The sequence below is a fragment of the Candidatus Planktophila lacus genome (assembly GCF_002288385.1).
Taxonomy (GTDB): Bacteria; Actinomycetota; Actinomycetes; order Nanopelagicales; family Nanopelagicaceae; genus Planktophila; species Planktophila lacus_D.
On record NZ_CP016783.1, the window covers coordinates 1,352,980 to 1,379,045 of the forward strand.

General features: G+C 47.2%; 27 protein-coding genes and 3 tRNA genes. 8 read left to right on the plus strand and 22 right to left on the minus strand.

The window, feature by feature from the left end:
* Nucleotide 1: 1 nt before the first annotated feature.
* On the plus strand, nt 2-913 hold the full coding sequence (locus tag A1sIIB60_RS06890; RefSeq protein WP_190279203.1) for a TIM barrel protein: 912 nt from the start codon (nt 2-4) through the stop codon (nt 911-913).
* A gap of 27 nt (nt 914-940) precedes the next feature.
* Nucleotides 941-1,708 (plus strand): 6-phosphogluconolactonase, encoded by a 768-nt coding sequence (locus tag A1sIIB60_RS06895; RefSeq protein WP_190279204.1) that lies wholly within the window; start codon nt 941-943, stop codon nt 1,706-1,708.
* Here A1sIIB60_RS06895 and A1sIIB60_RS06900 read toward each other — a convergent pair.
* Nucleotides 1,705-2,586: an ROK family protein gene (locus A1sIIB60_RS06900; RefSeq protein ID WP_095689565.1), complete on the minus strand. Its 882-nt coding sequence runs from the start codon at nt 2,584-2,586 to the stop codon at nt 1,705-1,707. The genes A1sIIB60_RS06895 and A1sIIB60_RS06900 overlap by 4 nt on opposite strands.
* An 88-nt stretch (nt 2,587-2,674) precedes the next feature.
* Between A1sIIB60_RS06900 and A1sIIB60_RS06905 the strand changes: the two genes are divergently transcribed.
* Nucleotides 2,675-3,661 carry a Gfo/Idh/MocA family oxidoreductase gene (locus A1sIIB60_RS06905; protein WP_095689566.1) on the plus strand — a complete coding sequence of 329 codons (987 nt, stop codon included), beginning with the start codon at nt 2,675-2,677 and terminating at the stop codon, nt 3,659-3,661.
* Nucleotides 3,662-3,672: 11 nt separating this feature from the next.
* Here A1sIIB60_RS06905 and A1sIIB60_RS06910 read toward each other — a convergent pair whose 3' ends face one another.
* The 5 genes from A1sIIB60_RS06910 to A1sIIB60_RS06930 form a co-directional block, all read right to left on the minus strand.
* Nucleotides 3,673-4,407, minus strand: coding sequence for an SDR family NAD(P)-dependent oxidoreductase (locus A1sIIB60_RS06910; protein WP_095689567.1), 735 nt, complete (start codon nt 4,405-4,407; stop codon nt 3,673-3,675).
* Nucleotides 4,408-4,439: 32 nt separating this feature from the next.
* Nucleotides 4,440-4,727, minus strand: a complete 288-nt coding sequence (locus A1sIIB60_RS06915) for a putative quinol monooxygenase (RefSeq protein ID WP_095689568.1) — start codon at nt 4,725-4,727, stop codon at nt 4,440-4,442.
* Nucleotides 4,728-4,804: 77 nt separating this feature from the next.
* Nucleotides 4,805-4,877, minus strand: a tRNA-Arg gene (locus A1sIIB60_RS06920).
* Nucleotides 4,878-5,001: 124 nt separating this feature from the next.
* Nucleotides 5,002-7,017 (minus strand): 5'-nucleotidase C-terminal domain-containing protein, encoded by a 2,016-nt coding sequence (locus A1sIIB60_RS06925; protein WP_095677776.1) that lies wholly within the window; start codon nt 7,015-7,017, stop codon nt 5,002-5,004.
* Nucleotides 7,018-7,084: 67 nt separating this feature from the next.
* Nucleotides 7,085-8,359: an FAD-dependent oxidoreductase gene (locus A1sIIB60_RS06930; protein WP_095689569.1), complete on the minus strand. Its 1,275-nt coding sequence runs from the start codon at nt 8,357-8,359 to the stop codon at nt 7,085-7,087.
* 67 nt (nt 8,360-8,426) lie between these two features.
* Here A1sIIB60_RS06930 and A1sIIB60_RS06935 point away from each other — a divergent pair, with 67 nt between their 5' ends.
* Nucleotides 8,427-8,675: a type II toxin-antitoxin system Phd/YefM family antitoxin gene (locus A1sIIB60_RS06935; protein ID WP_190276881.1), complete on the plus strand. Its 249-nt coding sequence runs from the start codon at nt 8,427-8,429 to the stop codon at nt 8,673-8,675.
* Nucleotides 8,672-8,932 (plus strand): type II toxin-antitoxin system RelE family toxin, encoded by a 261-nt coding sequence (locus tag A1sIIB60_RS07385; protein WP_095677779.1) that lies wholly within the window; start codon nt 8,672-8,674, stop codon nt 8,930-8,932. The genes A1sIIB60_RS06935 and A1sIIB60_RS07385 overlap by 4 nt, the downstream gene beginning before the upstream one ends.
* 60 nt (nt 8,933-8,992) lie before the next feature.
* On the opposite strand, the gene A1sIIB60_RS06945 is transcribed toward A1sIIB60_RS07385, so the two are convergent.
* The 6 genes from A1sIIB60_RS06945 to A1sIIB60_RS06970 all read right to left on the minus strand — a co-directional run bounded on the left by A1sIIB60_RS06945 (nt 8,993) and on the right by A1sIIB60_RS06970 (nt 14,050).
* Nucleotides 8,993-9,670 (minus strand): LmeA family phospholipid-binding protein, encoded by a 678-nt coding sequence (locus A1sIIB60_RS06945; RefSeq protein WP_095677780.1) that lies wholly within the window; start codon nt 9,668-9,670, stop codon nt 8,993-8,995.
* A 41-nt stretch (nt 9,671-9,711) separates the two neighbouring features.
* Nucleotides 9,712-9,800 (minus strand) — tRNA-Ser (locus A1sIIB60_RS06950).
* A 30-nt stretch (nt 9,801-9,830) separates the two neighbouring features.
* Entirely contained in the window at nt 9,831-10,931 is a 1,101-nt protein-coding gene (locus A1sIIB60_RS06955) for a sugar phosphate isomerase/epimerase family protein (protein ID WP_095677781.1), read from the minus strand.
* Complete coding sequence (locus tag A1sIIB60_RS06960) at nt 10,889-12,307, minus strand: FGGY family carbohydrate kinase (RefSeq protein ID WP_095689571.1); 1,419 nt, start codon at nt 12,305-12,307, stop codon at nt 10,889-10,891. The genes A1sIIB60_RS06955 and A1sIIB60_RS06960 overlap by 43 nt, the downstream gene beginning before the upstream one ends.
* Complete coding sequence (locus A1sIIB60_RS06965) at nt 12,297-13,247, minus strand: transketolase family protein (RefSeq protein WP_095677784.1); 951 nt, start codon at nt 13,245-13,247, stop codon at nt 12,297-12,299. The genes A1sIIB60_RS06960 and A1sIIB60_RS06965 overlap by 11 nt, the downstream gene beginning before the upstream one ends.
* Nucleotides 13,244-14,050 carry a transketolase gene (locus A1sIIB60_RS06970; protein ID WP_095677894.1) on the minus strand — a complete coding sequence of 269 codons (807 nt, stop codon included), beginning with the start codon at nt 14,048-14,050 and terminating at the stop codon, nt 13,244-13,246. Before A1sIIB60_RS06970 ends, A1sIIB60_RS06965 begins: the two co-directional genes overlap by 4 nt.
* A gap of 94 nt (nt 14,051-14,144) precedes the next feature.
* On the opposite strand from A1sIIB60_RS06970, the gene A1sIIB60_RS06975 reads away from it, so the two are divergent.
* On the plus strand, nt 14,145-15,596 hold the full coding sequence (locus tag A1sIIB60_RS06975) for an aminopeptidase P family protein (protein ID WP_095677785.1): 1,452 nt from the start codon (nt 14,145-14,147) through the stop codon (nt 15,594-15,596).
* Here the strand turns inward: A1sIIB60_RS06975 and A1sIIB60_RS06980 are convergent, their stop codons facing one another.
* The 10 genes from A1sIIB60_RS06980 to A1sIIB60_RS07025 all read right to left on the minus strand — a co-directional run bounded on the left by A1sIIB60_RS06980 (nt 15,597) and on the right by A1sIIB60_RS07025 (nt 23,685).
* Nucleotides 15,597-15,935, minus strand: a complete 339-nt coding sequence (locus tag A1sIIB60_RS06980; RefSeq protein WP_095677786.1) for a fluoride efflux transporter FluC — start codon at nt 15,933-15,935, stop codon at nt 15,597-15,599.
* On the minus strand, nt 15,932-16,285 hold the full coding sequence (locus A1sIIB60_RS06985; protein ID WP_095677787.1) for a fluoride efflux transporter FluC: 354 nt from the start codon (nt 16,283-16,285) through the stop codon (nt 15,932-15,934). Before A1sIIB60_RS06985 ends, A1sIIB60_RS06980 begins: the two co-directional genes overlap by 4 nt.
* Before the next feature lie 3 nt (nt 16,286-16,288).
* The gene (locus A1sIIB60_RS06990; RefSeq protein ID WP_095677788.1) at nt 16,289-17,047 is read right to left on the minus strand and encodes a succinate dehydrogenase/fumarate reductase iron-sulfur subunit; all 759 of its coding nucleotides are present in this window, start codon (nt 17,045-17,047) and stop codon (nt 16,289-16,291) included.
* Entirely contained in the window at nt 17,047-18,933 is a 1,887-nt protein-coding gene (locus A1sIIB60_RS06995; protein ID WP_095689572.1) for a fumarate reductase/succinate dehydrogenase flavoprotein subunit, read from the minus strand. Before A1sIIB60_RS06995 ends, A1sIIB60_RS06990 begins: the two co-directional genes overlap by 1 nt.
* A gap of 15 nt (nt 18,934-18,948) precedes the next feature.
* Nucleotides 18,949-19,749 carry a hypothetical protein gene (locus tag A1sIIB60_RS07000; protein WP_095671732.1) on the minus strand — a complete coding sequence of 267 codons (801 nt, stop codon included), beginning with the start codon at nt 19,747-19,749 and terminating at the stop codon, nt 18,949-18,951.
* A 133-nt stretch (nt 19,750-19,882) separates the two neighbouring features.
* Nucleotides 19,883-19,968: transfer RNA gene (locus tag A1sIIB60_RS07005), tRNA-Ser, on the minus strand.
* A 47-nt stretch (nt 19,969-20,015) separates the two neighbouring features.
* A complete protein-coding gene (locus tag A1sIIB60_RS07010; RefSeq protein WP_095689573.1) occupies nt 20,016-20,831 on the minus strand; it encodes an HAD family hydrolase in 816 nt (271 codons plus the stop codon).
* Nucleotides 20,828-22,096 carry a serine--tRNA ligase gene (serS, locus tag A1sIIB60_RS07015; protein ID WP_095689574.1) on the minus strand — a complete coding sequence of 423 codons (1,269 nt, stop codon included), beginning with the start codon at nt 22,094-22,096 and terminating at the stop codon, nt 20,828-20,830. The genes A1sIIB60_RS07010 and serS overlap by 4 nt, the downstream gene beginning before the upstream one ends.
* Before the next feature lie 3 nt (nt 22,097-22,099).
* Complete coding sequence (pheA, locus tag A1sIIB60_RS07020) at nt 22,100-22,939, minus strand: prephenate dehydratase (RefSeq protein ID WP_095689575.1); 840 nt, start codon at nt 22,937-22,939, stop codon at nt 22,100-22,102.
* 41 nt (nt 22,940-22,980) lie between these two features.
* Nucleotides 22,981-23,685, minus strand: coding sequence for a glycerophosphodiester phosphodiesterase (locus A1sIIB60_RS07025; RefSeq protein WP_095689576.1), 705 nt, complete (start codon nt 23,683-23,685; stop codon nt 22,981-22,983).
* Nucleotides 23,686-23,741: 56 nt separating this feature from the next.
* Between A1sIIB60_RS07025 and A1sIIB60_RS07030 the strand changes: the two genes are divergently transcribed.
* On the plus strand, nt 23,742-24,518 hold the full coding sequence (locus A1sIIB60_RS07030; protein ID WP_095689577.1) for a PP2C family protein-serine/threonine phosphatase: 777 nt from the start codon (nt 23,742-23,744) through the stop codon (nt 24,516-24,518).
* Nucleotides 24,515-26,065 carry a protein kinase domain-containing protein gene (locus A1sIIB60_RS07035; RefSeq protein WP_095689578.1) on the plus strand — a complete coding sequence of 517 codons (1,551 nt, stop codon included), beginning with the start codon at nt 24,515-24,517 and terminating at the stop codon, nt 26,063-26,065. Before A1sIIB60_RS07030 ends, A1sIIB60_RS07035 begins: the two co-directional genes overlap by 4 nt.
* The last annotated feature ends 1 nt before the right edge of the window (nt 26,066 follow it).

The following is a 26,066-nucleotide window of genomic DNA, read 5'->3' on the forward strand; positions in this document are numbered from 1 at the left end:
AATGGCTACTCCATTCTTACAACGCATCGCATCCGCACCTATTTCATGGGGAATCTGTGAAGTACCGGGTTGGGGCGCGATGTTGCCCACTAAGCGCGTGCTCTCAGAGATGACCAGTCTTGGGCTACCTGCAACCGAACTCGGCGCACCAGGTTTCTTCTCTGATGATTCTGCAGAACTCAAGGATCAGCTAGCAGAATTTAATATGTCGATGATTGGTGGCTTCACACCCGTTGTGCTGCATGACAAGTCACAAGAAAAAGCAACAATTGAAATGGCTCTGACCACCAGCAAAAAGTTTCAAGAGATCGGTGCAACTCACTTTGTTTCCTGCCCAGTACAAACTTGGGACTGGGCTAACCCTGAAGAGTTAAGCAAAGATGAAGTAACGCAATTCTTTAAGATGCTCGCTGAGGTAGATCAGATTTGTAAAGATCATGGCCTCGTACAAGTGGTTCACCCACATTTGCAAACAGTTGTTGAGACTAAAAAAGATATTGATATGGTGGTCGATAACTCTGAAGTTATGTGGTGCCTAGATACCGGTCACATGACCATCGGCGGACAAGACACCGTTGAATTTGCGAAGAAGTACGCCAGCCGCGTTGGTCACGTTCACCTTAAAGATGTAAATATGAAATCTGTTCCGCCAGTTCTATCGCGTCAGCAGAGCATCATGGAAGGTGTACAGAAAGGTTTGTTTACACCTCTTGGGCAAGGCGATGTTCCGATTCTCGACACAATTCTCGCGCTGGAAGCGGCCGGATATCAGGGTTGGTATGTCATCGAACAAGATGTCGCAATTACTGGTGAAATGCCAGGAATTGGCGAGGGCCCAATTAGCGGAATGAAGCAATCAGTTGATTATCTTCATAACGTTGTAGCACCAGCGCTAGCTAAAATCGGCAAATAAAAATTGCAACAGATAAATCCCATTGTTTTGCCCGATGATTTCTCGGTTGGCCACTACGCCGCTGAAATTATCTTCACCGAATTAGTTCGCGCTAAATCTGAAGGACGCCCATTTGTTCTGGGTTGTCCAGGCGGACGCACTCCACGCAGTACATATAACGCACTTGCTGCAATGATCAAGGCCGGTAAGCAAGATATTTCCCATGTAGTTATTGCGATGATGGATGAATATCTGCAAGATAACGCTGACGGCTCACATTCAAATCATGGCGAAGATAAACACTTTAGTTGTGTGCGCTTTGCCAAGTTAGAAATCTTTGATGTTCTCAATTCGGGAGCTCCTGAAGGCGGAAAAATTCCTGCAGAAAACGTGCGCTTTCCCGATGCCTCAGATCCACAAGGCTATGAAGATTACCTACGCAAAGTTGGTGTGAACGTCTTTCTTATGGCTAGCGGTGGATCTGATGGCCACGTCGCATTTAATCCACCAGGGACTGAAAAAAGCGCACGTACCCGCATTGTGAGAATTGCAGATGAAACTCGCCAGGATAACCTAGGAACTTTTCCAGATTTTAAGGATGTAAGTGAAGTGCCAATGTACGGAGTTAGCGTTGGTCCAACCACAATGATTGATGTATCTGACATTGTGATTATGGAGCTCATCGGGTCCCATAAAAATAAAGCCTTTAAACGTATCTCGGCGGCAACCGGATATGAAAGTGATTGGCCTTCTACAGTTGTGCGCGAATGTAAGGATTACTACATCCTTGCTGACAATGCTGCAGCTAACTCTTAATTAGCTGCGATCGCTGCGCCAATTACGGCAGCGTTACTTCCGGCGACTGAGTTAATAACTTCGGGCGCTTTTCTACGCTTGGTCACGTTCTTTTCATAACTAGATAGAACTAAACCACGGTACAGATCACTGCCTAGCCATAGCCCACCACCAATAACGATCTTTGCTGGATCTAGAAAATCAACCATTGCTGCCAATGATTTACCTAGAACAGCCGCTGCTGAGCCAATAATCTCTTTTGCAATTGGATCTTTCTCGTATTGGGCAAAGACAACTTCAGTGCTCGTTACATCTGCGTTGGTCGCCTTTTGATAACGCCTGGCAATTCCTAGTCCAGATGAGAATTGTTCAAGGATCGGGCTCTCTTGTGAATTATCAATCTGGGTTATTCCAAAACCGATTGCTTCACCCGTTGCACCAGCCCAAGGTTTTCCAGCAACAACCAGCGCATGCGAGATCCCTGAACTAACAGTTACAAATAAGAAATCTCTAACATCTGCTGCGCGTGCTTCAGCCAGAGCCATTGCGCGCACATCAGACTCGATTGTCCAGGCAAATCCAGTTAGTGCAGCAAAATCTTCTTTCGGCTGCGCAGACCAAGCGATCTGATCTTTGCTATTTAACAGCTGATCTGGGGTTACATATTCAGCAAAGCATGCGCCGCCTTTTGTAACTTCCAGATTCTTCTCATTAGCGATCTGGAGTAGCGCTTTTATTAAAGCCTTCGTGATCGCCAATTCTGGATCGGCATCACCGTACAAAGCTGTTCTTGCAGGGACAATCTCGTTATGCAGGATTTCAAATGATTCACCGACGAGTGCGCCTGAAATTTTGGAGGCCCCAACATCTATTGCAAGGGCGGCCCTAGTTGAATTCATAATTCATAAGAATAGTCCCTATCCGTTAGAAAGGCTTTTGAGTAGACTAAATAACATTAAATAGTCTTTTTAAACTAGGGAGTCTTTCGTGTCTGATATTCGTGTTGGAATCATCGGTGTTGGAATCATGGGCGCAGGACATGCGCGTTACTTAACTGAGCATGTAGACGGTGCTGTAGTTACCGCTCTCTTTGATCTAGATGGCCCACGTATGGATGCACTTGCTAAAGAGTTAAGTGCCAAGTCCGGTGCGACGATCAACCAACATGGATCCGTTGAGGCCTTGGTAAGTGATTCCAATGTGGATGCTGTAATCATCTGCTCACCTGATGGGTTGCATCCAGAGCATTTAACTCTCTCAATTAACGCTGGCAAGCACACGCTCTGCGAAAAGCCACTTGCTCCAAAGTCAGCAGATGCCAAGAAGGTTGCCGATCTTGCAAATGCTTCAGGTTTAAATATTACCCTTGGATTTATGCGTCGTTTTGATCCTTCATATATTGAGTTGAAGAAGGAGATTCAATCTGGCAAGTACGGCAAAGTTCTACATCTTCGCTGCATCTCTCGTAACGTTAGCTCGCTAACGGCAACGACTCCAATGTTGTTAACAAATGTTGCCGTTCACGAAGTCGATATCGCTCGCTGGTTACTTGGTGAAGAGTTTGTTTCTATGACTACAGTTGCAATGAAGCGCAGCAAATATGCCAATGACCAACTGCAAGATCCACTAACTGTTTTAGCGCACACCGAATCTGGCGTGTTGATGACAGTTGATATCGCCGCCAATAGCACTTACGGCTATGAAGTCCGCATGGAAGCGCTTATGGAGAATGGCTCACTTGAGATCGATAACTTAGGTGGAGTTTCAATCTCATACGATTTCAACTTACCGCCACGCACTCATGGCAAGTTGTACGAAAACTGGATGGGTCGCTTTGAGCAGGCATATATCAACGAACTAACCGCTTGGGTTGGATCAATTAAGACCGGCGTGCGTCATCCAGATCTAGCGACAGCTAATGATGGTCTTGCATCATCAATTGCTTGCGAAATGGGAGTTGCTTCGCTTAAGTAATTTAGCGAGCGTTATGACTGCTGCTGCATAGACCAGAGCGTCCAAATATGTGTTCGCACCGTTAGCGGTTGACGCATGATTTGTACGATCTGGAAAGCAACATCATCTGGGCGCAAGTAACTAGCAAGTTTTGGTTCACCCGCTGTACGTCCAGCTTCAATCGCAAATTGAGTATCTGTTCCGGCAGGACATACCAACGCTACGCGCACACCTTTTTCGCGAAGTTCGCGATCGAGTCCGCCTGCAAAACCAACCTGTGCATGCTTAGTACCAGCATAAATTGATTCATCTCCGCCGCCACGGAAGCCTGCAACTGATGAAACCATGATGATATCGCCAGCTTTTTTAGCAAGCATCGTTGGCAGAGCCGCGCGAACAATGTGCACGCTTCCTTCGTAGTTTGTGCGCATCATGCGATTTACTTCATCATCGCTGTAATCAAGGACTGATCCATACATTCCAATGCCAGCGTTAGGAACAAGGCAATCAATAGTTCCGAATGCATCTAACGCCTTCTTTGCAACAGCGCGAGCAACATCTGGAATCGACGAATCTCCCGCTAAATATGCAGCGTTATCGGCGCCAAGTGAGGCAACCATCTCTTGAAGCTTTGCTTCGTTGCGCGCATTTAGAACTACTTTGCAACCTAACTCAACGAGTTGCTTTGCGGCTGCAGCACCGATTCCGGTTGTTGCGCCAGTGATTACTACTACTGAACCTTTGATATCTCTTAGTTGATAAGTCATGCAGGAATACTAAGACAGGTCACAGCTAATTTCTAGAGGGCATCCATAAGGGTAATAGTCTCGCCGAAGACATAGTTCGGGCCAATCGCCTGCCATGCCTTGCTGTTTTCGTTGACCATGTGGGCATCCCAAGATGGGCGATCGCTCCAGATCTCCCAGACATTTACAACATCTGGCTTTTGAGTATCGCGGTAGATATCAATAAATTCGCAACCAGCCTCAGTTCGGATAACCGCGATATGGCTCTTGAGTTTTGAAACAAACTCATCAAATTGGCCCGGTTTAACATTTACTTCAACGAATAGAAAGACTTTGCTCATAGCCGAACGTTATCCCTTTTCAGGATGAATAAAAAGAAAAGCCTTCCGGTGTGAAAGGCACCGAAAGGCTCATCTCGTGCGCGCGAAGGGATTCGAACCCCTAACCTTCTGATCCGTAGTCAGATGCTCTATCCGTTGAGCTACGCACGCTTAATTGGTAGTGAAGTTGAATAATACCCGCTTTTGATACATCACCCAAATGGGCTAAAACCCTTATAGACAAGCGTAAAGGGCGCCCGATTACTCGAGCGCCCTTTACGTTATTGCTTACTTATTAGCCAACTTTCTTTACTCGCCCATCAAGTACAGGAAGTTGTGTGACCTTTCCGGCGGCCATATCTGCCTTCAGTGCATCTACAAATACATCAAGTAGCGCTCCGTAGACCTTCGCCTTTGCAGGTGAGAACACTTCCAGATATCCATCTCCACCGTAAATGATGAAGTCAAGAGTTGTAAGTGTGTATTCCTTGCTGTCTTTAGCAATTGCAGTTCCATCAAGCTTTGTTACTTCAACGATTCGGCTACCTACTGGCTTTGAAGAATCGAATGAGAACTTGATACCTGAAACTTGTGGGAAGCGACCATCGGCTGGATAGTTTCCGCCAACGCCATTCTCCAGCGCCTTCCAAAGATTTGTGCCTGTAACAACAGTTGTTGCTACCTGGTTACCGAATGGGTAAACAGTTAACGCATCACCAAGAGTTACATCCAGTGGACCAGAGCCTGTGCGAACAAGTGCTGTGTTAGCTGGGATGTAGGTCTTGGCTGGGAATGTATCGCGGATACCGCCACCATTTGTGATTGCGATATCTGTCTTGTACTTAGCGCGTAGCAAGTCAGCGATGTAATTACCCATTGGGTTCTCACCTGAACGTTCAACCGCTGGAGTACCTCCGCGTGGGAATACTGCGGATACTTGACCGATCTTTACATCAAGCTTTCCTGTTAGTTGATCTTTGTACTTCTTAACTAGCGCAGCACCTGCTGTGTCCTGAGTTGTTACAGTACTTACAACTCCAGTGTTTATCGTTGGCGCCGCAGCCTTTAGTACGTGCTGCAATGAAGATCCAACAACTTTGCCAGCCTTTAAGCAGATCTGTGATCGTGTGTACTCAACGCCTGCGTTACGCGTTTGGCCAAGTAGTACCGGTGTAGCATTACGAGCTGTCGAAGGAATCAAGGTTGAGAAAGTTTGGTGGCTGTGGCCACCGTAAATAGCATCTGCACCCTTAATCTCTGCAGCAAGGTTGTTGTAAAGACCCTTCGCTACGCCATCTGAGTTCTCAGTCCAACCCTGGTGGATCAAAACTGCCACTACTTCTGCACCTGCGGCGCGGGCTTCGGCTACAGCCTTATTGATTCCAGCCACGCCTGGTTCGATTTGAATCGTCTTCTTAGCGCCTGCTGAATCCTTGTAATCCAGGTTACCTGGGAAAACTTGTTCAATTGTTTCAGGTGTATTTGCTCCGACTACGCCAATCTTTACGCCACCGCGTTCAATGATTGTGTATGCCTTTGCTTCTTTGGTACCTGACTTAAGAACCTTTAGTGACTCATCACCATAGTTTGCAGTGACCCACTGGAAAGTTGATGCGCCAATTACTTTCTGAACGTGCTCAAGGTTGCGGTCGTGTTCGTGATTACCAAACGCTGAAACATCGAGCTTGATTAGGTTTAGAGATTCGATGGTCGACATCTCTTCAAACTCAGTTGAAATAGGTGGCGCTGCACCGATGTTGTCACCTGAAGACAGCGCAACAGTTGCTGCAGATGCCTTGCGGTCTGCATCCCAGTTGCTAGCGAGCAGCGCTGTACCAAATGAGTTACCAACTTCGATTGCACCGTGTAAATCACTTAGCTGAAGTAATTGCACATTCTTATTGCTAGATGATGCAACCTTCGCCAATTGAGCAGCGGTGTAGCTAGTTGTTGATGCAGTTGGTTTAGAGAAACCGTAAGCATTTACTGCCTGAACAACTGGAGTACCTGCAGGTTGACCAACAACGACCGGCATCAAGACGATATTGCCGCGCTTCTTTGCTGGAACAAAGACTGGACATGATCCGGCGCCAGCCGAAACAACATATCCAGTAACTGCTGGAGTTACATCGTCAGCGGGCGTCCAACGAACGACTATGCCTGTTGAGCCGAATTTAGAAGTGACAGATGTCGGTGCATTTGGCAGCGAGTATGTTGCCGCTTGTGCTGTGGGTACTAGTAATGAAACCAATAGGGATGTGGCTAGAGCTATAGAGCCCAAGCCGAGAATTTTGCTAAATTTAATATTCATGGGCAAATTTAAGTACCAGTTACGGTTTTTTATGCAATGGAATGGTTACAAAATAGTGGCTATTAGGTTAACTTTTTGCGATTCGAATTAACTCATCCCTATTAACGACCTTCAGGCGGGGTTTGCCCAACGGCTCTCCCGCCGCTACTTCAGCGGCATTAATTGCCTCCCAATGGGACTGCGAAATGACTTTGGTCGCGGGCAAAATATCTGCGATATCGCCACCGTTTTTTGCACCCTTTAAATCTTCAACTAATAACTTCATGACATCTGCAGCATCTGATTTATTTGTGCCAATTACACCTGATGGTCCGCGCTTTGCCCACCCAACTACGTACATGCCTTCATTTACGCGGCCCTCGTTATTTACAACTTTCCCGCGCTCGTAAGGAATGCCAGGGATGCTCGCTGCTTCATAGCCAATTGCAGTGATAACTAACCCGCAGTTAATACTAAATCTCTCATCACTGCCGGTTTTTTGGAAAATAACTTCTTCCACTTTTCCATTTCCTTTAAATTCAACAGGTGTAGCAAGGAATTGAAACTTCATTGTGCGGTCGTGGTTTGTCGCCTCTTTTTCAGAGATCAACAACATCGCATCAAGATTGCTCTTGGTGTCTTTCTCGATCTCATCCCCTGCTCGAGAAATCGCGGCTTCGATATCCGAATTAGCCATCAAAACGTTGGTGTGCTCTAACTTCGGAAGTTCGCGAAGTTCAGGAGATGTAAAGGCAGCATGTTCTGGTCCGCGGCGAGCGCTAATCACAACTTCGCGGATCGAGGATTCTTTAAGCACTGCAATCGCGTGATCTGCAGTATCCGTTGGGTCTAGCTCACTTGGTTCAAGCGCCAACATACGCGCCACATCCATGGCCACGTTTCCGGCACCGATCACAACTGCAGTGGTGCAATTTAAATTAATTTTGAAATCTGCAAAGTCTGGGTGTGCGTTATACCAAGGTACAAAGTGAGCCGCAGATATCGATCCTGGTAGATCTTCTCCAGGAATGCCAAGCTTTTTGCCCACTGCTGAACCTGTTGCAATAACAACTGCGTCATACATTTCGTTTAACTGCTCGATCGAAACATCGGTGCCAAGTTCAACGTTGCCAAATAAGCGGAAGTTTCCAGCGGTAGCGATCTTTTCAAAGACTTTCGCCACCGTTTTGATCTTTGGATGATCGGGTGCCACACCACTGCGAACCAATCCCCATGGGGTTGGTAGGCGTTCAATCATGTCGATGGAAAATTGCAGATCATCGGTCTGCAGATTCTGAAGTGCTTGCGCCGCAAAGTAGCCGGCCGGACCTGCACCGACGATCGCTACTTTGTAATTTTGCATGTGCCTATTCTATTCATGGCTACTGGCATCTCTGTACATTTTTAAGGTTTTTATGTACACTTTATTTATGAAGTCATTTCCCTTAACCGATGCTCGTCGTGAGTTGCCCACGCTCGTGGATAAATCAGCGAAAGAGCCAATTCTTATCACTCGCCATGGTGAGGAAGCTGCAGTGCTGCTCTCTCCCTCACTTTACGAAAAAATGCTTGACGCCATGGAAGAACTTGAAGATATCGCCGCCTATGATGCCGCTAAAGCCAGACGTGAAGATTCAACGCTTTGGCAAGATGCACGTAAGGAACTTGGCTTGGTTTGAGCGAGTTCACCTTAAGAATCGAAAAAACCCCACGCAAGTTTCTGAAAACGTTAAATCTCAGCGATAAACGACGGATCGACATCGCCCTTTCTTTGCTTTCGGAGAACCCAATCCCTCCTAAGGCTAAGAAGCTTTCAGGGAGAAATGGCTACAGAATAAGGGTCGGAGACTTTCGAATAATCTATGAAATCCAGAAAAGCATCCTTGTAGTTCTTGTAATCGATATTGGCCACCGGCGCGAAATTTATAGAAAGTGAAAGATTCCAGAAAGTGAATTTATATCGTTTACACATTAGCGCTAATTAGCAAGGCGCCCCCTATAGAGATAAAGCAAGGCTTCTTAAATTAATGTTGGTTCCTTGAAAACTTACCGAAAGTCCTTTTGGCCCGATGGATACAGATTTAACTTTTAAGCCCGCTGGAACCCTTAAGTCCTTTACAGTTCGACTCTTGATTTGCTCCTGAATGTCTGCGGGAAGCGATGAGGCTGGAATTGGACTGCCCATTATCGAAACACTTTTTATCTGTAAGTAAATCTGATTGTTTGAATACTGCGGAACTATTAATGCTTTACCAAGCCCACCTGCTCCAACTGATATTTGCAAAGCATTATCAACTATTTCCGCATCGTTGAAACCAGATTCAGCTAGTAGCTGTGAAATAGCGACTGTTGTTTTGATTTCCAAAGATCCGATCCGCGTGGATGAAGATTTACTAATTTCTTTCGCAGAAATTTCTATTGAGGATTTTCTGCCACTGCTCTTCAACGTGTAGTCAGCAATATCGATTTTTACCTCTTTGATTAAATCTGAGTTTAAGATACTCGGCAAATCTGTTAGAGGCACAGAGGCGCTTATTCCTGAGGCGCTTGGAAGCTGTTGTTGTACACGGGATTCAATCTTTGATGAGACAGCACTTTCGGCGGCTAAAGCTGCGGTGCCTAATAGAACTAAGACAGTTGTTGCAACGATTACGGCAGATTTTTTACGCTTCATTCGCGGGAGACTACACAAGTTAGATGAAGAATCCCTGAGAGCGGAGACGAGGAGATTTGAACTCCTGAAGGGTTTAACCCCTTACCTCGTTAGCAGTGAGGCGCACTCGACCGGGCTATGCGACGTCTCCAAGTACAGGTGTGAGTTTACAGGTAGATGACTACCGCGTGAAACGCTTCTCCTGCATCAAGGCATCCCAGATAACCGCCTGTGCGGCCAACGCATCTTGCGAGTTCTGAGCCTGATTTAGGGCTGCGATATCAACGCGATCACAGACTTCTTCAAGGTAGGTAATGATTTCAATACTGCGAGTTAGCGCGCGCACTGGATCTTCGCGGAATGGGAATTGATCAAGTAACACTGGATCAGTCCAATTGATGCTGCGAAGTGCCAACATATATTCGATAGTTTCAAATAAGTGGACTGATGCAACAGGTAGATCATCATCCCAGCCGCGCCAGTTATCGTTTAGCTCAGCGCTAACTAACTTGCCGTGGCGATGGATAAGCAGAAGTGATTCAGCTGGTGTCTCTTGCGCCATCAGTGAATGACCAAAGTCCATCACGATTCCGACGTTATCAACTTTCATCTCGCTGATTGCAAGAAGGGTTTTAGCCGCTGTTGCCAGAGTCATTCGTACGCGCGGTTCTTTGCATTTATATTCAATCGCAAACTGCACCTTAGGGTTTTCATTTGCCAGATCGCGGATACCGTTGATGGTGTAGTCCCAGATTTGCAGGTAATTTGCTTGCAGTGGGAAATCAAAACCATCTTGGCCGGGCCAGAATTTTACGTAAGTTGCGCCAAGTATTTCTGCTGCAGCAATTGCTTCGCGAACACGATCTTTAGTTTGTGAACGAAGTTTGGTATCTGGGTTGGTAAATGAACCCTTTACATATTCGCGCATGTAGATATGTGGAGTTGTCGCGCGGCAGATAAGTCCGTTGTCATCGAGCATCTTCTTGATCTCAATTGCGGTGCGCTCTGGAATATCAAATGGCACATTTATATCGAGGTGCTTTAGGCCAGGTACCTTGGCGGCATCTTCAATCATCTGCTGGCTGGTGCGCGTTGGGCCGTAACCGTCTCCGGCATAGCGATCAACAAATTGGCCAAAGGCCCAGATGCCTGCTCCGTAAGTTAGTTTTCCCATTTCCGCGCCTTCTTTCTTCGTTGTTGTTGAAATCTTACGAGTTAAAACAGTTGGTGAATAGGGCTTTAGCGATCTTTCATGCGTGATGCAGCCAAGGCTTTTCGCCATGTTTTAAGGGCTTTTTCGCGCTCTTCATCAGAAAGGTGCGGTGAATACTCATCGTATTTAAGTTCAATCTTTTCGATATCTGTAATGGTGGCAAGGCCGGCACCTAATGCGGCAACCATCGCTGCACCAAAGGCGGAGAGTTCAAGTAGTTGTGAAGATTTAATTTTCTTTCCGCTTAGATCGGCGAGCATCTGCATTAAGTATTGATTGCGCGCTCCACCACCATCGGCATAAAGCGAATCTATTTTGATTCCAGATTTAGCAAAATCTTCGAGGACATCGTTTATTTGAGCAGCGGTTGATCTAAGTGCGGCTGCTGCAAGATCTGCGCGGCTGCTACCTCGGGTTAGCCCTGCGATGATTCCAGTTGCTTCACGATCCCACCAAGGCGCACCAAGACCGTTAAAGGCAGGAACTATTTCAACCTGCTGTGTTGATTCGGGTGCAAGTTTGGCAAGTTCATCGGGGGTTGTATCGAGCAGTTGTGCCAACCAAACCAGAGTCGAGCCAGATGAAAGAATATTTGCCTCTGCAGCTCGAGTTATCTTCTCTCCAAGTGACCAGGCAATTGTTTGTGGATTTGTCTCGGTAAGACCCATGAGCGATGTACCAGTGCCGAAAGTTGCTTTGAAGTTACCGGAGATCCAACCTTTGTGAGCAAAAAGCGCGGCGTGCGAATCTCCCATAATGCCCGAAAGCGGTACATCGTTAGTTAGGCCGAGCTCTTTCATATTTGTGCAGAGGTGTTTCTCATCTGAAGAGCAAACCTTTGGCAAAGTTTTTATATCTATCTTGAAGAGATCGAGAAGTTCTTGGCTCCACTGACCAGTTTTGATATCCAGCAACTGGGTTCGGCTAGCGCTACCTGATTCGATGATGTGGCCGGCGCCTAATTTGAATGCGATCCATGAATCAATAGTTCCGATACAGATTTCCCCGTTGAGGTTATGGTTCTCTAACAACCATTGAGCTTTAAGCGCTGAGAACATGGAGTCTAGTTCAAGCCCAGTTATCTCCTTCGCGCGGGCAGCGTTTTTCGCTGATTTTTCCGCTAAATCAGAGGCTCTGCGATCCTGCCAAGTGATCACATTGGTGAGCGCCGTGCCAGTTGTGCGATCCCAGAAGAGAACTGATTCGCGTTGAATACTTAAGCCAACTGCTGAAATTTTATGAGCTTTCGTTATTTGAAGTGATGCTGCAATAACCGAGCGCCAAATTTCTTCGGGATCTTGTTCAACCCAACCAGGTTGCGGAAAAGTTGTTTCAATCTTTACCTCTGCTTGGGCAAGAACTTCGCCCTTTAAATTAATGGCTAGAGCCTTGGTGGAACCACTGCCTTGATCGATAGCCAGAATTATTGGCGAGCTATTTTCCATGCTTTAAGAGTTCTCGAGCAGAGGCAACGATTGAATCTGCAGTAAGTCCGTAATGTTCAAGAAGATAAGAAACTGAACCAGTTGGTGCAAAGGTATCTGTGCCAAGTAATTTCATAGCAACTGGATGGTTCTGGACCACAAACTCGGCGATTGCTCCGCCGACGCCACCACGAGTAACCGATTCTTCTGCGGTGATTATTGCTTTTGTTTCTTTCGCTGCAAGAAGGATTTCAGTGGTATCAAGTGGTGAAACAGTTGAAAGGTTTATCACACGAGCAGAAATACCTTCACTCTTTAATAGGTGGGCTGCGGCAACTGCGCGTGAGACCAGTGTGCCCGTTGCAATAATTGTTATGTCGTTGCCATCGATGATGCGCATCGCTTTATTCGGGACAAATGCTGGGCTCTGTCCTTGCGATACTGATGGAACTTTAAATCGGCCAATTCGCATAAAGACTGGGCCGGTTGTATTTGCCGCCCAGGTCACAGCTTCTTTAGTCTGTGCTTCATCAGCAGGTAGAACAATTGGAAGTGAATCAAGTGCGCGCATCCAAGCAATATCTTCAATTGAATGATGTGTTGGTCCGAGTTCGCCGTAAGAAACTCCGGGGCTCATGCCGCAGAGCTTTACATTTGTGCGGGTATAGACCACATCGGCTTTGATCTGCTCGAGTGCACGACCCGTTAAAAACGGGGATGCGGCACATACAAATGGCGTAAATCCAGCGTTTGCTAGGCCAGCGGCAACGCCAACCATGTTCTGTTCTGCGATACCGACATCGATTAAACGATCAGGAAATAGATCGCGGAACTCGCCTAAGTTGCTCGAACCAACTGAGTCATTACAGACAACAACGATTTTAGGATTTTCATTTGCCAGCGCAATCAAAGTCTTGGCAAAGATAATGCGGTTATCGAACTCTTCTAACTTTTCGCTCATTGCTTGCCTACCTGCTCGAGCGCTTGTTCATATTGTTCAGCCGATGGAACTTTATGATGCCACTCAGCCTTACCTTCCATAAAGTCCACGCCCTTACCTTTTGTGGTCTGCGCGATTATGACTCTTGGTTTGGTCTGTGGGTCAGTGAAAGCTTTAAGAAGTGCATCGTAGTTATGTCCGTCGACTACACAGACTTCCCAACCAAAGGCTTCAAATTTCTTATCTAGCGGATCAAGTTCGTTTGTCTTTGAAGTTGGACTTCCCTGCTGGAAACCGTTGCGATCCACGACTGCAATAAGATTTGTAAGTTTGCGATGGCCAGCAAACATCGCTGCTTCCCAGTTGCTTCCCTCTTGAAGTTCGCCATCTCCCATGATTACAAAGGAGCGCGACCCATTCTTTGCAAGCTGTGCACCAATAGCAGTACCAACCGCGATTGGAAAACCGTGGCCAAGTGGACCGGTATTTGATTCAACGCCCGGAACTTTGTTGCGGTTAGGGTGGCCATTTAACTTACTTAACGGTTGTGCAAAAGTCTTTAGCTCTTCAACTGGAAAGAATCCACGTAGCGCCAGAGTTGAGTAAAGCGCAACAGCGGCATGGCCTTTGCTTAAAATCAATCGATCGCGGTCGGCTTTATTTGGTTCTTTAGGATCAACGTTAAGAACTGCACCGAAGAGAGTTGCCAAGATATCGGTAACTGAAAAATCTCCGCCGATATGGCCCATGCCTGCACCTTTAATTGTGTGCAGAATTTGTAGGCGGATTTCGCGCGCTAAATCAGCAATTTCCCGCGTAGCCATCGACATAGTGTCTTAACCCTACGGCTAATGCGGGCAAGGTCAATACCATTATCAAATAGTTACAAAGTAATTCTTCTTATGTACTCTAAGTCTTATGAATGAGAAGGTTGAAGCCCCAGAAGTAAAGAATGCGCGTCCATACGATGTTGCACCTCCTGAGCAGTTCGCAGAATTTATGCGCACCGGCTGGGCTCCTTCAAACCTCGAAGGTCTGCAACCACTTGAAGTTGTGACATATGCCTTCACTCGTCGCCAAGTTTTGTCAGAAGCTTTTCCAAATATTCGCTTGGTAATTCCTTCCGGAAATTACAAGACTCGTTCCAATGACACTGAATATGTCTATCGCCCACATAGCGCTTTTGCTTATTACAGCGGCGTGCAAGGCGCCGATGCAGTTGCAGATTCAGTTTTGGTTTTAGAGCCAAAAGCTGAGGGCGGACATGATGCTTATCTTTACTTGCATCCACGTTCTACTCGCGAGAGTGATGCTTTCTACACAGATCGTAAATACGGTGAACTTTGGGTCGGCCGCCATTTCACACTTGAGGAAGCGGCAACTGTTTATCAGATCGAAACTCGCAATGTAGATAACATCGAAGGCTTGCTGCGTTTTAGCAAGGAAACTTTGTTAATCCGCGGTGAAGATGCCTTGATGGATAAGTTGATCTCAGTTCATGCACGCGAAGCTGAGTTCCAGACATTTACATCTGAACAGCGCCTTATAAAAGATGAGTACGAAGTTGGCCAATTGCAGGCCGCTGTTGATTCAACCGGTCGTGGTTTCTCAGATGTAATCGCGGCAATGCCTGCAGCTGCTGATCACCCACGCGGTGAACGTATTGTCGAAGGCGCATTCTTTGGTCGCGCCCGCCTTGAGGGTAACGACATTGGATATACAACTATCGCTGCAGCTGGTTCACATGCCTGCGTGCTGCACTGGATCCGCAATGATGGAGCAGTCCGCAATGGTGAACTCTTGCTTCTTGATGCTGGCGTAGAAATGGATTCGTATTACACCGCCGATATCACGCGTACCTTGCCGGTAAATGGAAAGTTCACGCCTGCACAGCGCGCTCTGTACATGTTGGTCTATGAGGCACAACTCGCGGGTTTTGCTGCGGTTAAGCCAGGAGTTAAATTCTTAGAGATCAACCGCGCAGCGCAACGAGTACTTGCTCAAGGTTTAGTAGATATGGGCGTGCTTACCGTTAGCGCCGAAGAATCAATGAAGCCAGAAGTTGGTCTGCATCGCCGTTGGACTCTGCACGGCGTTAGCCATCATTTAGGTTTGGATGTTCACGATTGCGAACATGCTCGTCAAGATATGTACCGCGATGGTGTGCTGCAGGAAGGAATGGTTCTAACTGTTGAACCAGGTCTTTACATCCAGCCAGATGACGAACTCTTTGCTCCGGAATATCGCGGGATCGGTATTCGTATCGAGGACGATGTCATTGTTACTGCAGATGGTTGCCGCAACTTAAGTGAAGATATTCCGCGCCATCCTGATGCAATTGAAGCTTGGATGGCTTCAATCCTCGGTTAATTAACCAGCTATCTGTAAACCTAGGTAAGCGGCAGCTAAGCCAAAGCCGAGTGACATAACTAAGTTAATTGTTATCTCGCGATAGCGCTTTAACTCAAACCCTAGGTAAATATCTAGCATAAAGGTTGACCAAGTTGTAAATGCGCCTGCAAAGCCAACGGCCAATAAATCGTAAAGGGTTTCAGATTTTGTAAAAGTTAAGCCAATGATAAATGAGCCAATTACATTTACGAGAAAGATTCCGTATGGCTTGTCGGTGTAGCGGCGAATGTATTGATCAATCGCAAAGCGCGCAGGTGCGCCAACTGCGGCGCCAAGAATCACATATAAGGTATTCATCTACGCACCGGAATCAACTTGCGGCTAACTGGCAGAACAATAAGCACGATTAGTAGGCTTAAAACAATGTTTTCAATTAAGAATAGAAATCCACCAGTGATCGGTTCTACAACTTGTACGGTAACTGAAGAGAATGTTGTCATTCCTGCGCAGAATCCGGGCAACAATAGATGCCTAAGTTCTGTAACACCTCGACGTTCCATTAACACCAAGAGCGCGCTAGCAAGAGCTACACCAAGCAAATTGGCGGCGAGTGTTCCGTTGCGATCATCAGGGATCGCAACTGAAAGCCCGAATCTAACTAAGGTTCCTGCTACGCCGCCAATCGCGACAAGTAGCAGTGACTTCATGGTTTAGTTGCGCTTCTCTCGCTTGAGAAGACCGGCGAACATACGAGCTGGATCGTACTTAATATCTACAACGCGCTCCTTCATCGGAATGATTGCGTTATCGGTGATCTTGATGTGCTCTGGGCAAACTTCAGTACAGCACTTGGTGATGTTACACATTCCAAGACCGTGCTCTTCTTGCGCAGTGCGCTTACGGTTTTTCAAGGTATCAAGTGGGTGCATATCAAGTTCTGCAATGCGGATAAAGAATCTTGGGCCAGCAAATGACTTCTTATTCTCTTCATGATCGCGAACTACGTGACAGACATCTTGGCAAAGGAAACATTCGATGCATTTGCGGAACTCTTGTGAACGCTCAACATCGATTTGCTCCATGCGTGCTTCCCCTGGCTTTAGATCTGCAGGTGGTGCATATGCCGGAATCTCCATCGCTTTTTTATAGTTAAAAGAGACATCGGTGACGAGATCTTTAATCACTGGGAATGCACGTAGCGGAGTAACTGTGATTCTTTCTTCATCACCGTAAGCAGCAACTTGTGTCATACATGCAAGGCGTGGCTTACCGTTGATCTCCATTGAACAAGATCCACATTTGCCGGCTTTACAGTTCCAGCGCACTGCCAGATCGCCCATTTGGGTCGCTTGTACGCGGTGAATTACATCGAGGACTACTTCACCATCGTTGGCTTCAACCTGTACATCTTGAAGTCCACCATCAGTTGAGTCTCCTCGCCAGATACGAAGATTTACTATGCGCGCCATTAGTTGGAACCGCCTTTCGCAATTTCTTCCGGTGTCATGTACTTCTTAAGTTCATCGACTTCAAAGAGGTCGAAGAGTTCTTTTGGCATAAATGGCAATTCTTGTTTGCGAACGCTCACTTGGTTGCCATCAAATGATGCGATGTGGTTATGTTGACGCCACTCTGAATCCATACCTGGGAAGTCATCACGTGTATGACCACCGCGTGATTCTTCGCGGCTGATTGCAGACTTGGCGGTGCTCTCTGCAACTAACAACATATTGTCGAGGTCGAATGCCAAGTGAAATCCTGGGTTGAACTTGCGTCCACCAGCAACCGCCACATTTGCACTGCGCTTTCTAATTTCAGAAATCTTTTCGATCGCATCCTTTAGTTCAGCGCCGGTACGGATAATTCCGACCAAGTTATGTGTAACTTCTTGCAGCTCTGCGTGGAGTGAATATGAATTCTCTCCACCGCTACGAGCAAATGGCGCTTCGATGCGCGCTGCTGCAGCTGCAACAGTTGCATCCGATACAGGTGCGGCAGTTGTCTGCTTAACGTAGGCAGCTGCTCCCATTCCGGCGCGGCGACCAAAGACCAAGAGATCTGAAAGTGAGTTACCACCAAGGCGATTTGAACCGTGCATTCCGCCAGCAACTTCACCTGCAGCAAAGAGCCCTGGAACGCCAACTGCTGCTGCAGTATCTGGCTCAACTTCCACGCCACCCATTACGTAGTGACAGGTTGGGCCGACTTCCATCGCCTCTTTTGTAATGTCCACGCCAGCTAGTTCGTAGAACTGGTGCCACATAGATGGCAGGCGCTTCTTAATTACTTCGGCAGATAAACGCTTTGAAACATCTAGGAATACACCGCCGTGTTCGGTGCCGCGCCCTGCTTTAACTTCAGAGTTAATTGCGCGCGCAACTTCATCGCGTGGCAATAACTCTGGTGGGCGGCGGTTATTGTCTTGATCGACATACCAACGATCGGCTTCTTCTTCATTGTCGGCATACTTATCTTTAAATACATCTGGGATGTACTTAAACATAAAGCGCTCACCCTTGTTGTTGGTAAGGATTCCACCTTCACCGCGAACTGATTCAGTAACAAGAATTCCGCGCACCGATGGTGGCCAAACCATTCCGGTTGGGTGGAATTGCAAGAACTCCATATCAACCAAATTAGCGCCCGCCTTTAAGGCAAGGGCATGGCCATCGCCAGTGCCTTCCCAAGAGTTAGAGGTAATTTTGAAAGTCTTTCCGACACCACCTGTTGCAATGATTACTGCAGGTGCTTCGAAGAGAACTTCAGATCCTGATTCGCGCCAGTAACCGTATGCGCCTGCGATCTTGCTATCTTCTTTTAGAATTTCAGTAATTGTTAGTTCTGCAAAAACCTTGATATGTGATTCATATTCGCCATGTTCGCGCTTATCTGCTTGTTGAAGTGCAACGATCTTCTGTTGCATTGTGCGAATAAGTTCTAGGCCGGTACGGTCACCAACGTGTGCAAGTCGTGGATATTCGTGTCCGCCGAAGTTTCGTTGGCTGATCTTTCCTTCTTTGGTGCGATCAAAGAGCGCGCCCCACATTTCAAGTTCCCAGATGCGATCTGGCGATTCTTTGGCGTGAAGTTCTGCCATGCGGAAATGGTTAAGGAACTTTCCACCGCGCATTGTGTCGCGGAAGTGAACCTGCCAGTTATCGTTTGAATTCGCGTTACCCATTGAGGCAGCAGCGCCACCTTCAGCCATAACGGTGTGGGCCTTGCCGAATAGTGATTTACAGATGATTGCTACGCGTAGACCTGATTCGCGAGCTTCTACTGCTGCACGCAGACCTGCACCGCCTGCACCAATTACCAAGACATCGTATTTGTGACGTTCTAGAGCGTTTGTCATATCAGTCGGCATCCCTTAGAAGAAGTAGAAGTTGGTCCAGGCGCCAGTTGCAACTTGGCGGACATAGATATCGGCAAAGGCAACTGCGGCAAGTGAATACCAGGCATATTGCTGATGTGAATGATTTAGTACTGAGACCCAACTCCAAAGCTTGTAACGAACTGGATGTTTAGAGAAGTGCTTTAAACGGCCGCCAATTGTGTGGCGACAGGTGTGGCAAGACAATGAATACATCCAGAGCATTGTTGCGCTCAAGGTAAGAACGATTGAGCCGACGCTCATGTGGCCCCATTCACCTGCTGGGTTCTTAAATGAAATCACTGCGTCGTAAGTAAGGATTACGTTAAATACCAAACCTGCGTAGAAGAACCAACGGTGGGCGTTCTGCAAGATAAGTGGTGCACGAGTTTCGCCTGTGTATTTGCTGTGTGGTTCCGCAACGGCGCATGCAGGTGGTGACAACCAGAAAGCACGGTAGTAAGCCTTGCGGTAGTAGTAACAAGTCATACGGAAACCAAGTGGGAATATCAAAATAATCAACGCTGGTGAAAGTGCGAAGTTAAAAATTTCTGCGCTAACTGGAGTCCAACCAAAAAGCGTTGCTTCAGGTACGCATGCTTCGGAAAGACATGGAGAATAGAAAGGAGAGATCAGGTGATCTTTGTAGTAGTTCGCACCTTCGAATGCGCGGAATGTTGCATAGACAATGAAGCTAAATAAAACTCCAAAGGTAATTGCCGGTTGCAACCACCATTTATCTGTGCGCAGCGTGCGCTCTTTAATCTTGGCGCGTGTTGGAGAAAAGACTCCGGACATTTCTACCCCTTTTTAGCCCATCAATCCTTGGAAGGATTGTTCTTGCTTAAGGAGAAGTGTCCGCTTCTGAGGCAAAACTCGCCAGATGGTTGCCCGCATCGTGGCTATGAAGTCAGCCACAGCGAGAGAAAAATGGCGGAGGGCGTGGGATTTGAACCCACGAAACTTTCGTTTGCCGGTTTTCAAGACCGGTGCACTCGGCCGCTATGCGAGCCCTCCGTGGGAGAGATTACCCGAAGTTGGAAGGCATTAAAAATCGGCGCTAATTACTGGGGTAGTTCGAGCAGTCGTTCAATAACGATGGCTACGCCATCTTGATTATGAGGCGGTGCCACATCTTTGGCATTTGCAGGTCCTGCATGATGTCCATCGATCATTGCATAAGAGCGTCCGGCCCATTGCAACATAGAAAAGTCATTTGGATTATCACCAAAGGCGACGCAATCTTCAGCAGTAATTCCGATACGCGCTGCCATCATTGCAAGCGTTTCACCTTTGGAAACGCCAAGGGCGGAAATTTCAAGCAGTGAATCGTTATTTGCCGAATGCGTAACATTTACAACGCCTTGTAGCGCAGGCGTTGCTAAGGCCAACATTTCATCTGCTGAAATTTCTTGCTGTGAAAGGCGAGCTAATAACTTTAGCGCCGGACGATTTGTAACAGTGTCGATTGTGTCAACGCCAATATCGTCCATGCCAACATCCCAGCGCGGGATATATGCCTTCTCGCGGTGGAAGTGATCATTTGATTCAACAGCAAATGAAACATTTGGAATAGTTATGCGCAAGATATCAACTGCTTTTTGAAGTTCTGTTGGCGCAATCATCCACTGTTCTAAAACTTTATCGTTATGCAAATCGTAGAGAAGTCCCCCGTTGCAGCAAATTGCAGAACCGAAATCAAATGCTTCTCGCACATCACCCATCCAACGTGGCGGACGGCCGGTGACAAAGAATATTTCTACGCCGAGATCGCGCGCCTTGGTAAATGCAGCAATTGTGCGATGAGAAATTGCCTCATCGTGCGGAACGATCGTGCCATCTAAATCTGTTGCAATTAACTTTGGGCGACGATCGCTCACACAAGCTCAAATCTCTTGGTGCCGAGGAATGGTTGCAGTGCAGCAGGCACATTTACTGTGCCATCTGCATTTTGGTGGTTCTCCAGAATCGCAACGATCATGCGGGGAATAGCGACCAGCGTGCCATTTAACGTTGCGACAGCCTTTGTGCCATCAGCATCTTTATAGCGAATATTTAAGCGGCGGGCTTGGAATTCTGTGCAGTTAGAAGTACTTGTTACTTCACGATATGCCTTCTGTGTTGGGATCCAAGCTTCGATATCAAATTTACGCGTTGCGCTTGATCCGAGATCACCAGATGCCACATCGATTACGCGGAAAGGGATCTCCATCGCATTTAAGAAATCTTTCTCCCATTGCAGTAAACGCTTATGTTCTTCCTTGGCTTCTTCCGGCTTACAGAAAGAGAACATTTCAACTTTATCGAATTGGTGTACTCGGATAATTCCGCGGGTATCTTTTCCATAACTTCCGGCCTCGCGGCGGAAACAAGTTGAATACCCGGCATAACGCATCGGCAATTTATCCGCTGGTAGTACTTCATCCATATGGAATGCAGCCAGTGGAACTTCACTTGTGCCGACTAAGTAAGCGTCATCTTTTTCAAGGTGATAAACATTTTCGGCTGCTTGTCCAAGAAAGCCGGTACCTTCCATCGCAGCAGGCTTAACAAGTACTGGTGGAATAACAGGGGTAAATCCAGCCTTTAGCGCGCTTTGAATCGCGTAGTTAACAAGTGCGAATTCCAGCATCGCTCCAACGCCGGTTAAATAATATGAACGAGAACCAGAAACTTTTGCACCACGTTCAGTGTCAATTGCGCCAAGTAGCTTTCCAAGTTCAACGTGATCTTTTGCTTCAAAGCCATCTTTCGCAAAATCACGTGGTGTGCCAACGTGTTCAATGGTTACGAAATCTGCTTCGCCACCGATAGGCGCTTCTGGGTCCAGTAAGTTTGAAAGTTGCATGACAAGTGCGTTGGCTTTAGCTTCGATTTCAGCGCGCTTAGCATCGGCAGCTTTTACTTTATCTGCCAGCGCTTTTGCATTCTCTAATAACGCAGCCTTTTCATCGCCTTTTGCAGCTCCGACTGATTTTGAAAGGGTGTTCTGTTCTGCGCGTAAAGTTTCGAATTCGGTAATTGCGGCACGGCGCACATCATCGATAGCAAGTACTTGATCCACGATCGTGACATCTTCACCACGACCTGTTTGTGATGCGCGAACTAGATCTGGATTCTCGCGAAGGAGTTTGATATCGATCATGCTTTAACGCACCTCTCGTGGGTAAGAACCTAAGAATCTGATGTCATCGCAAATCTCACGAAGTTCGGCAACGCTGCCACCGACTGCTTCGTCGTTGATATGTCCTTCGACATCAATAATGAAATGGTAGTGACCAAGTTCGCGGCCAGTAGGGCGACTTTGAATAAAAGTTAAGTTGACGTTGCGCTTGGCAAAAACCTGCAGGATCTCAAGCAGCGCTCCAGCGTGGTCGATATCGATAAAGATCGCCATAGAGGTGCGGTCATCACCAGTTGGCTCAGGAATCCATCCAGGTTTCTGGGCAGCGATAAAGCGAGTGACTGCTCCATTGTTATCGCCAATATTTTCGTCACGGATTTCTAAGCCGAAGTGTTCTGCGGCAACGCTTGATGCGATTGCTGCATCGAGCTCGCCTTTACTTACTAACTCAGCGGCGGCAGAGGTTGAATTCGTTGGGACAACTTCTGCATGCGGATAATTTTTAGCGATGTAGCTGCGGCACTGAGACTCAGCATGTGGGTGGGTGCCAATTCTTTTAATTTCTGTTGCACCTGGCTTAGTCATAAGCGCAAAGGTGACCGGCAAGGTAACTTCGCCAGAGATAGTTAGAGGGTCCCCCGTTGCGAGTTCATCGAGAGTGCGTGCGACAACGCCTTCCACGGAATTTTCAATTGGGACTAGGGCGTAATCAACTTCGCCGGTGCGAACTGCGTTAAGTGCGGCAGTGACATTTGCATAAGGAATTTTTACATCGGTGTCGCAAGTGATCTTATTTAGCGCAGCCTCAGTGAAGGTACCTACTGGACCTAAATAGGCGAATCTATGGCTATCTGCGGCGCTCACTTGCTAAGGATACCTGCTCCATAGCCAAAGATTTCCAGTAATTAATTGGAGGCAAGAACCTCACGCGCAAAGGCGGGGCGATTGGTAATCAAATTATCGACGCCGAGATGGCGACACAAGATGATGTCGGATGGTTCATCAACGGTCCAAACATTTAATTTCTTGCCGGCCGCTTTTATCTTCTGCGCTAACGCAGGCTTCTTGCGAAGTAGCTCGATGCCAGGACCAATTGAGTGAGCAGATGAGTAGCGTGTAGAAAACCACGGGGTGTAATCGTGAAGTAAATAGGTAGTTGAAATCTTGCTATCTAAAGCTTTTATCCGCTCTATCGCAAACCAAGAAAATGACATTACCGTTACATCGATTCCAGCTTTTTCGATTCTTTTGGCTTCTTTATGTAATTTCTGAACAACTTGGTTTTCAATTTCAGTGCGTGAAGGAACTGGATGTTTAGTTTCCAGCAATAAAGATTTCTTCTCGGTAATTCCAAAATCTATGAATTGATCGAGGGTAACAATCTGCGGATAGATTGCCACTAGCTGCGCATATGTTGATTCGTGAACTACGGCGGCGTTATTTGCGCGACGCTTTAAATCTGCATCATGCCAAAGAACTACGATGCCATCTTTAGTTAGTCGTAGATCGCATTCGAAACCATCGGCGCCTTGCTTAACCGCGCCTTCATAAGCCGCCATCGTCATCTCAGGAAAGTCATATGAGGCTCCGCGGTGAGCGTAAATCTTCATAGTTCGAGATTAACATCAATACCCCAGTACCAATGGGCTTGGGTAGGCTTAGCGTCATGAAGGCCTTGTACTTCCAATGCGCTGCACGTTCAGCGCTAGGTTTGGTGCGCAACGGCAATGAGGACTCTGCACTTATAGGCGCGCAAGTTATCGCCGTCGCTGATGGTATGGGTGGCCACGCAGGTGGTGAAGTTGCATCGAGCGTTGCAATAAATACGCTCTCAGAAATCGCACCGACTTTTACGGCTGAAAATATTGATCTTGATTCGGCGAGCGATCTTTATTTAAATTCACTACACACTATCGATGCGCAGATTCGCGCCGTCGCTAGCGATGAACCAGCCCTTTCCGGGATGGGAACAACTCTTACCTCTCTATTCATAAGTGGTACTGAGGTTTCTTTGCTTCATATCGGGGATTCCCGCGCTTATCGTCTGCGTGGAAACACTCTCGAGCAGCTCAGCGCCGACCACACCGTTCTGCAAGAGTTATTAGATAAAGGCGTAATTTCTGAATCAGAGGCGCAAGTACATCCACAACGCTCAATGCTGACGCAGGCGCTGATGGGTGAGGGAAATCTTGAGCCATCACTTCATGTTTTCGAAGGAAAAGTTCAGGATCGCTACCTATTGTGCAGCGATGGCTTAAGTGGGGTTCTCACTGAGAAAGAGATAAAAACTCTTATCAAGGGTAAAGATGCCGCTGAAGCAGTTGATGCCTTGATTGATGCGACTTATATAAATGGAGCACCAGATAACGTCACGATCGTAATCGCTGATATTGTCGAAGAAAGTTCCACCCAAGTAGAAAAGTTAGGAGCGGCAAAACCATGATGAATAAAATTTTGGGCGGCCGCTACCAACTCGGCGCGATGATCGGCACCGGCGGAATGGCCGATGTTTATATTGCACAAGATCAGCGTTTATCTCGCGAAGTCGCAGTAAAGATTCTGCGTAGTGATCTCGCGAAAGATCCAACCTTCGTTTCACGCTTTCGTAAAGAAGCAAAAGCTGCCGCTGGTTTAAACCACCCAGGCGTGGTTGCCGTTTATGACTCAGGTGAAGAACCTGCGCCATACATTGTTATGGAGCTTGTCTCTGGCCACACCCTTCGCGAGTTAATTCATGGTGGCGAGCGTTTGCCACTTGATCGCGCACTTGAAATCGGCGGTGGAATTTTAGAAGCCGTTGATTATTCACATCAACGCGGCATCGTTCACCGCGACATCAAACCCGCAAACGTGATGATCACCGATGGTGGCGACGTGAAGGTGATGGATTTCGGAATTGCGCGCGCCATGGATGATCTCGGTGCAACGTTAACTAGCACCTGGAACGTGGTCGGTACCGCACAATACTTATCTCCGGAACAAGCTCTTGGTGAAGTTGCAGATACTCCGACAGATATTTACTCAACTGGTTGCTTGTTATACGAACTGTTAACTGGCCGTCCCCCATTTACCGGTGAGACTCCAGTATCAATCGCCTACCAACATGTTTCAGGTCATTTAACACCGGCTCGACAACTTCAACCTGATCTTCCCGAGAGCGTTGAAGTTATGTTGGAAGTTGCTCTATCTAAGAAACCAGAAGATCGTTATATTTCTGCGCGCGCGATGCTCGAAGATTTAAATAAAATTCGCGCCGGTGAAAGTATTTCAACGAAAGTTGCACGTGGGCCGCTTGTCTCTCGTCGCACCGCTGTTATCTCTGGAATTTCGCTCTTGTTAGTTGGCGTTCTTGCCGTTGTAGGTCTTTCGCTAAACGGCGGTTCAACTCCTTCGCTAGGCAATGAAATCCCTAACGTGGTTGGCCTTACTGAAGATCAAGCCCGGGCTCTGTTAGGTGATTACACAGTCACGGTGCAGCGTGCGCCTGATCCACGGATTCCTAAAGATCGCGTTGCCAGCCAAATTCCACTTGCAACTAGCCAAGCAACAAAGGGTTCTGCCGTAACGCTAACTATCTCTGATGGTCCAGGTGATGCGATCGTTCCCGATGATTTAGTTGGAATGTCTTTAATTGATGCCCGCACTTCACTTGCTGCGGCAGGTTTAGTTATCTCTCGCACTGAAGCTGCACCATCAGATGAACCGCAAGGAACTGTATTAAGCGTGCTTCCTGAACCTGGTTCAACAATTACCGCCGGCACTGGAGTTGTCTTAACTATCGCTAGCGGAGAAGTTGAAGTTCCTAATTTGATTGGCGTTGAAGCGATCCAAGCGAAAACGCTTTTGATTCAGGCTGGCTTCTTAGTTCGCGAATTCAATGATTATGATGCCGCGCAGGCTGTTGGCGTTGTTATTCGCCAAGCACCTGATGCGGGCACAACTCAAACTATTGGTAAGCCTGTAACAATTACAATTAATAAAGCGCCGTAAT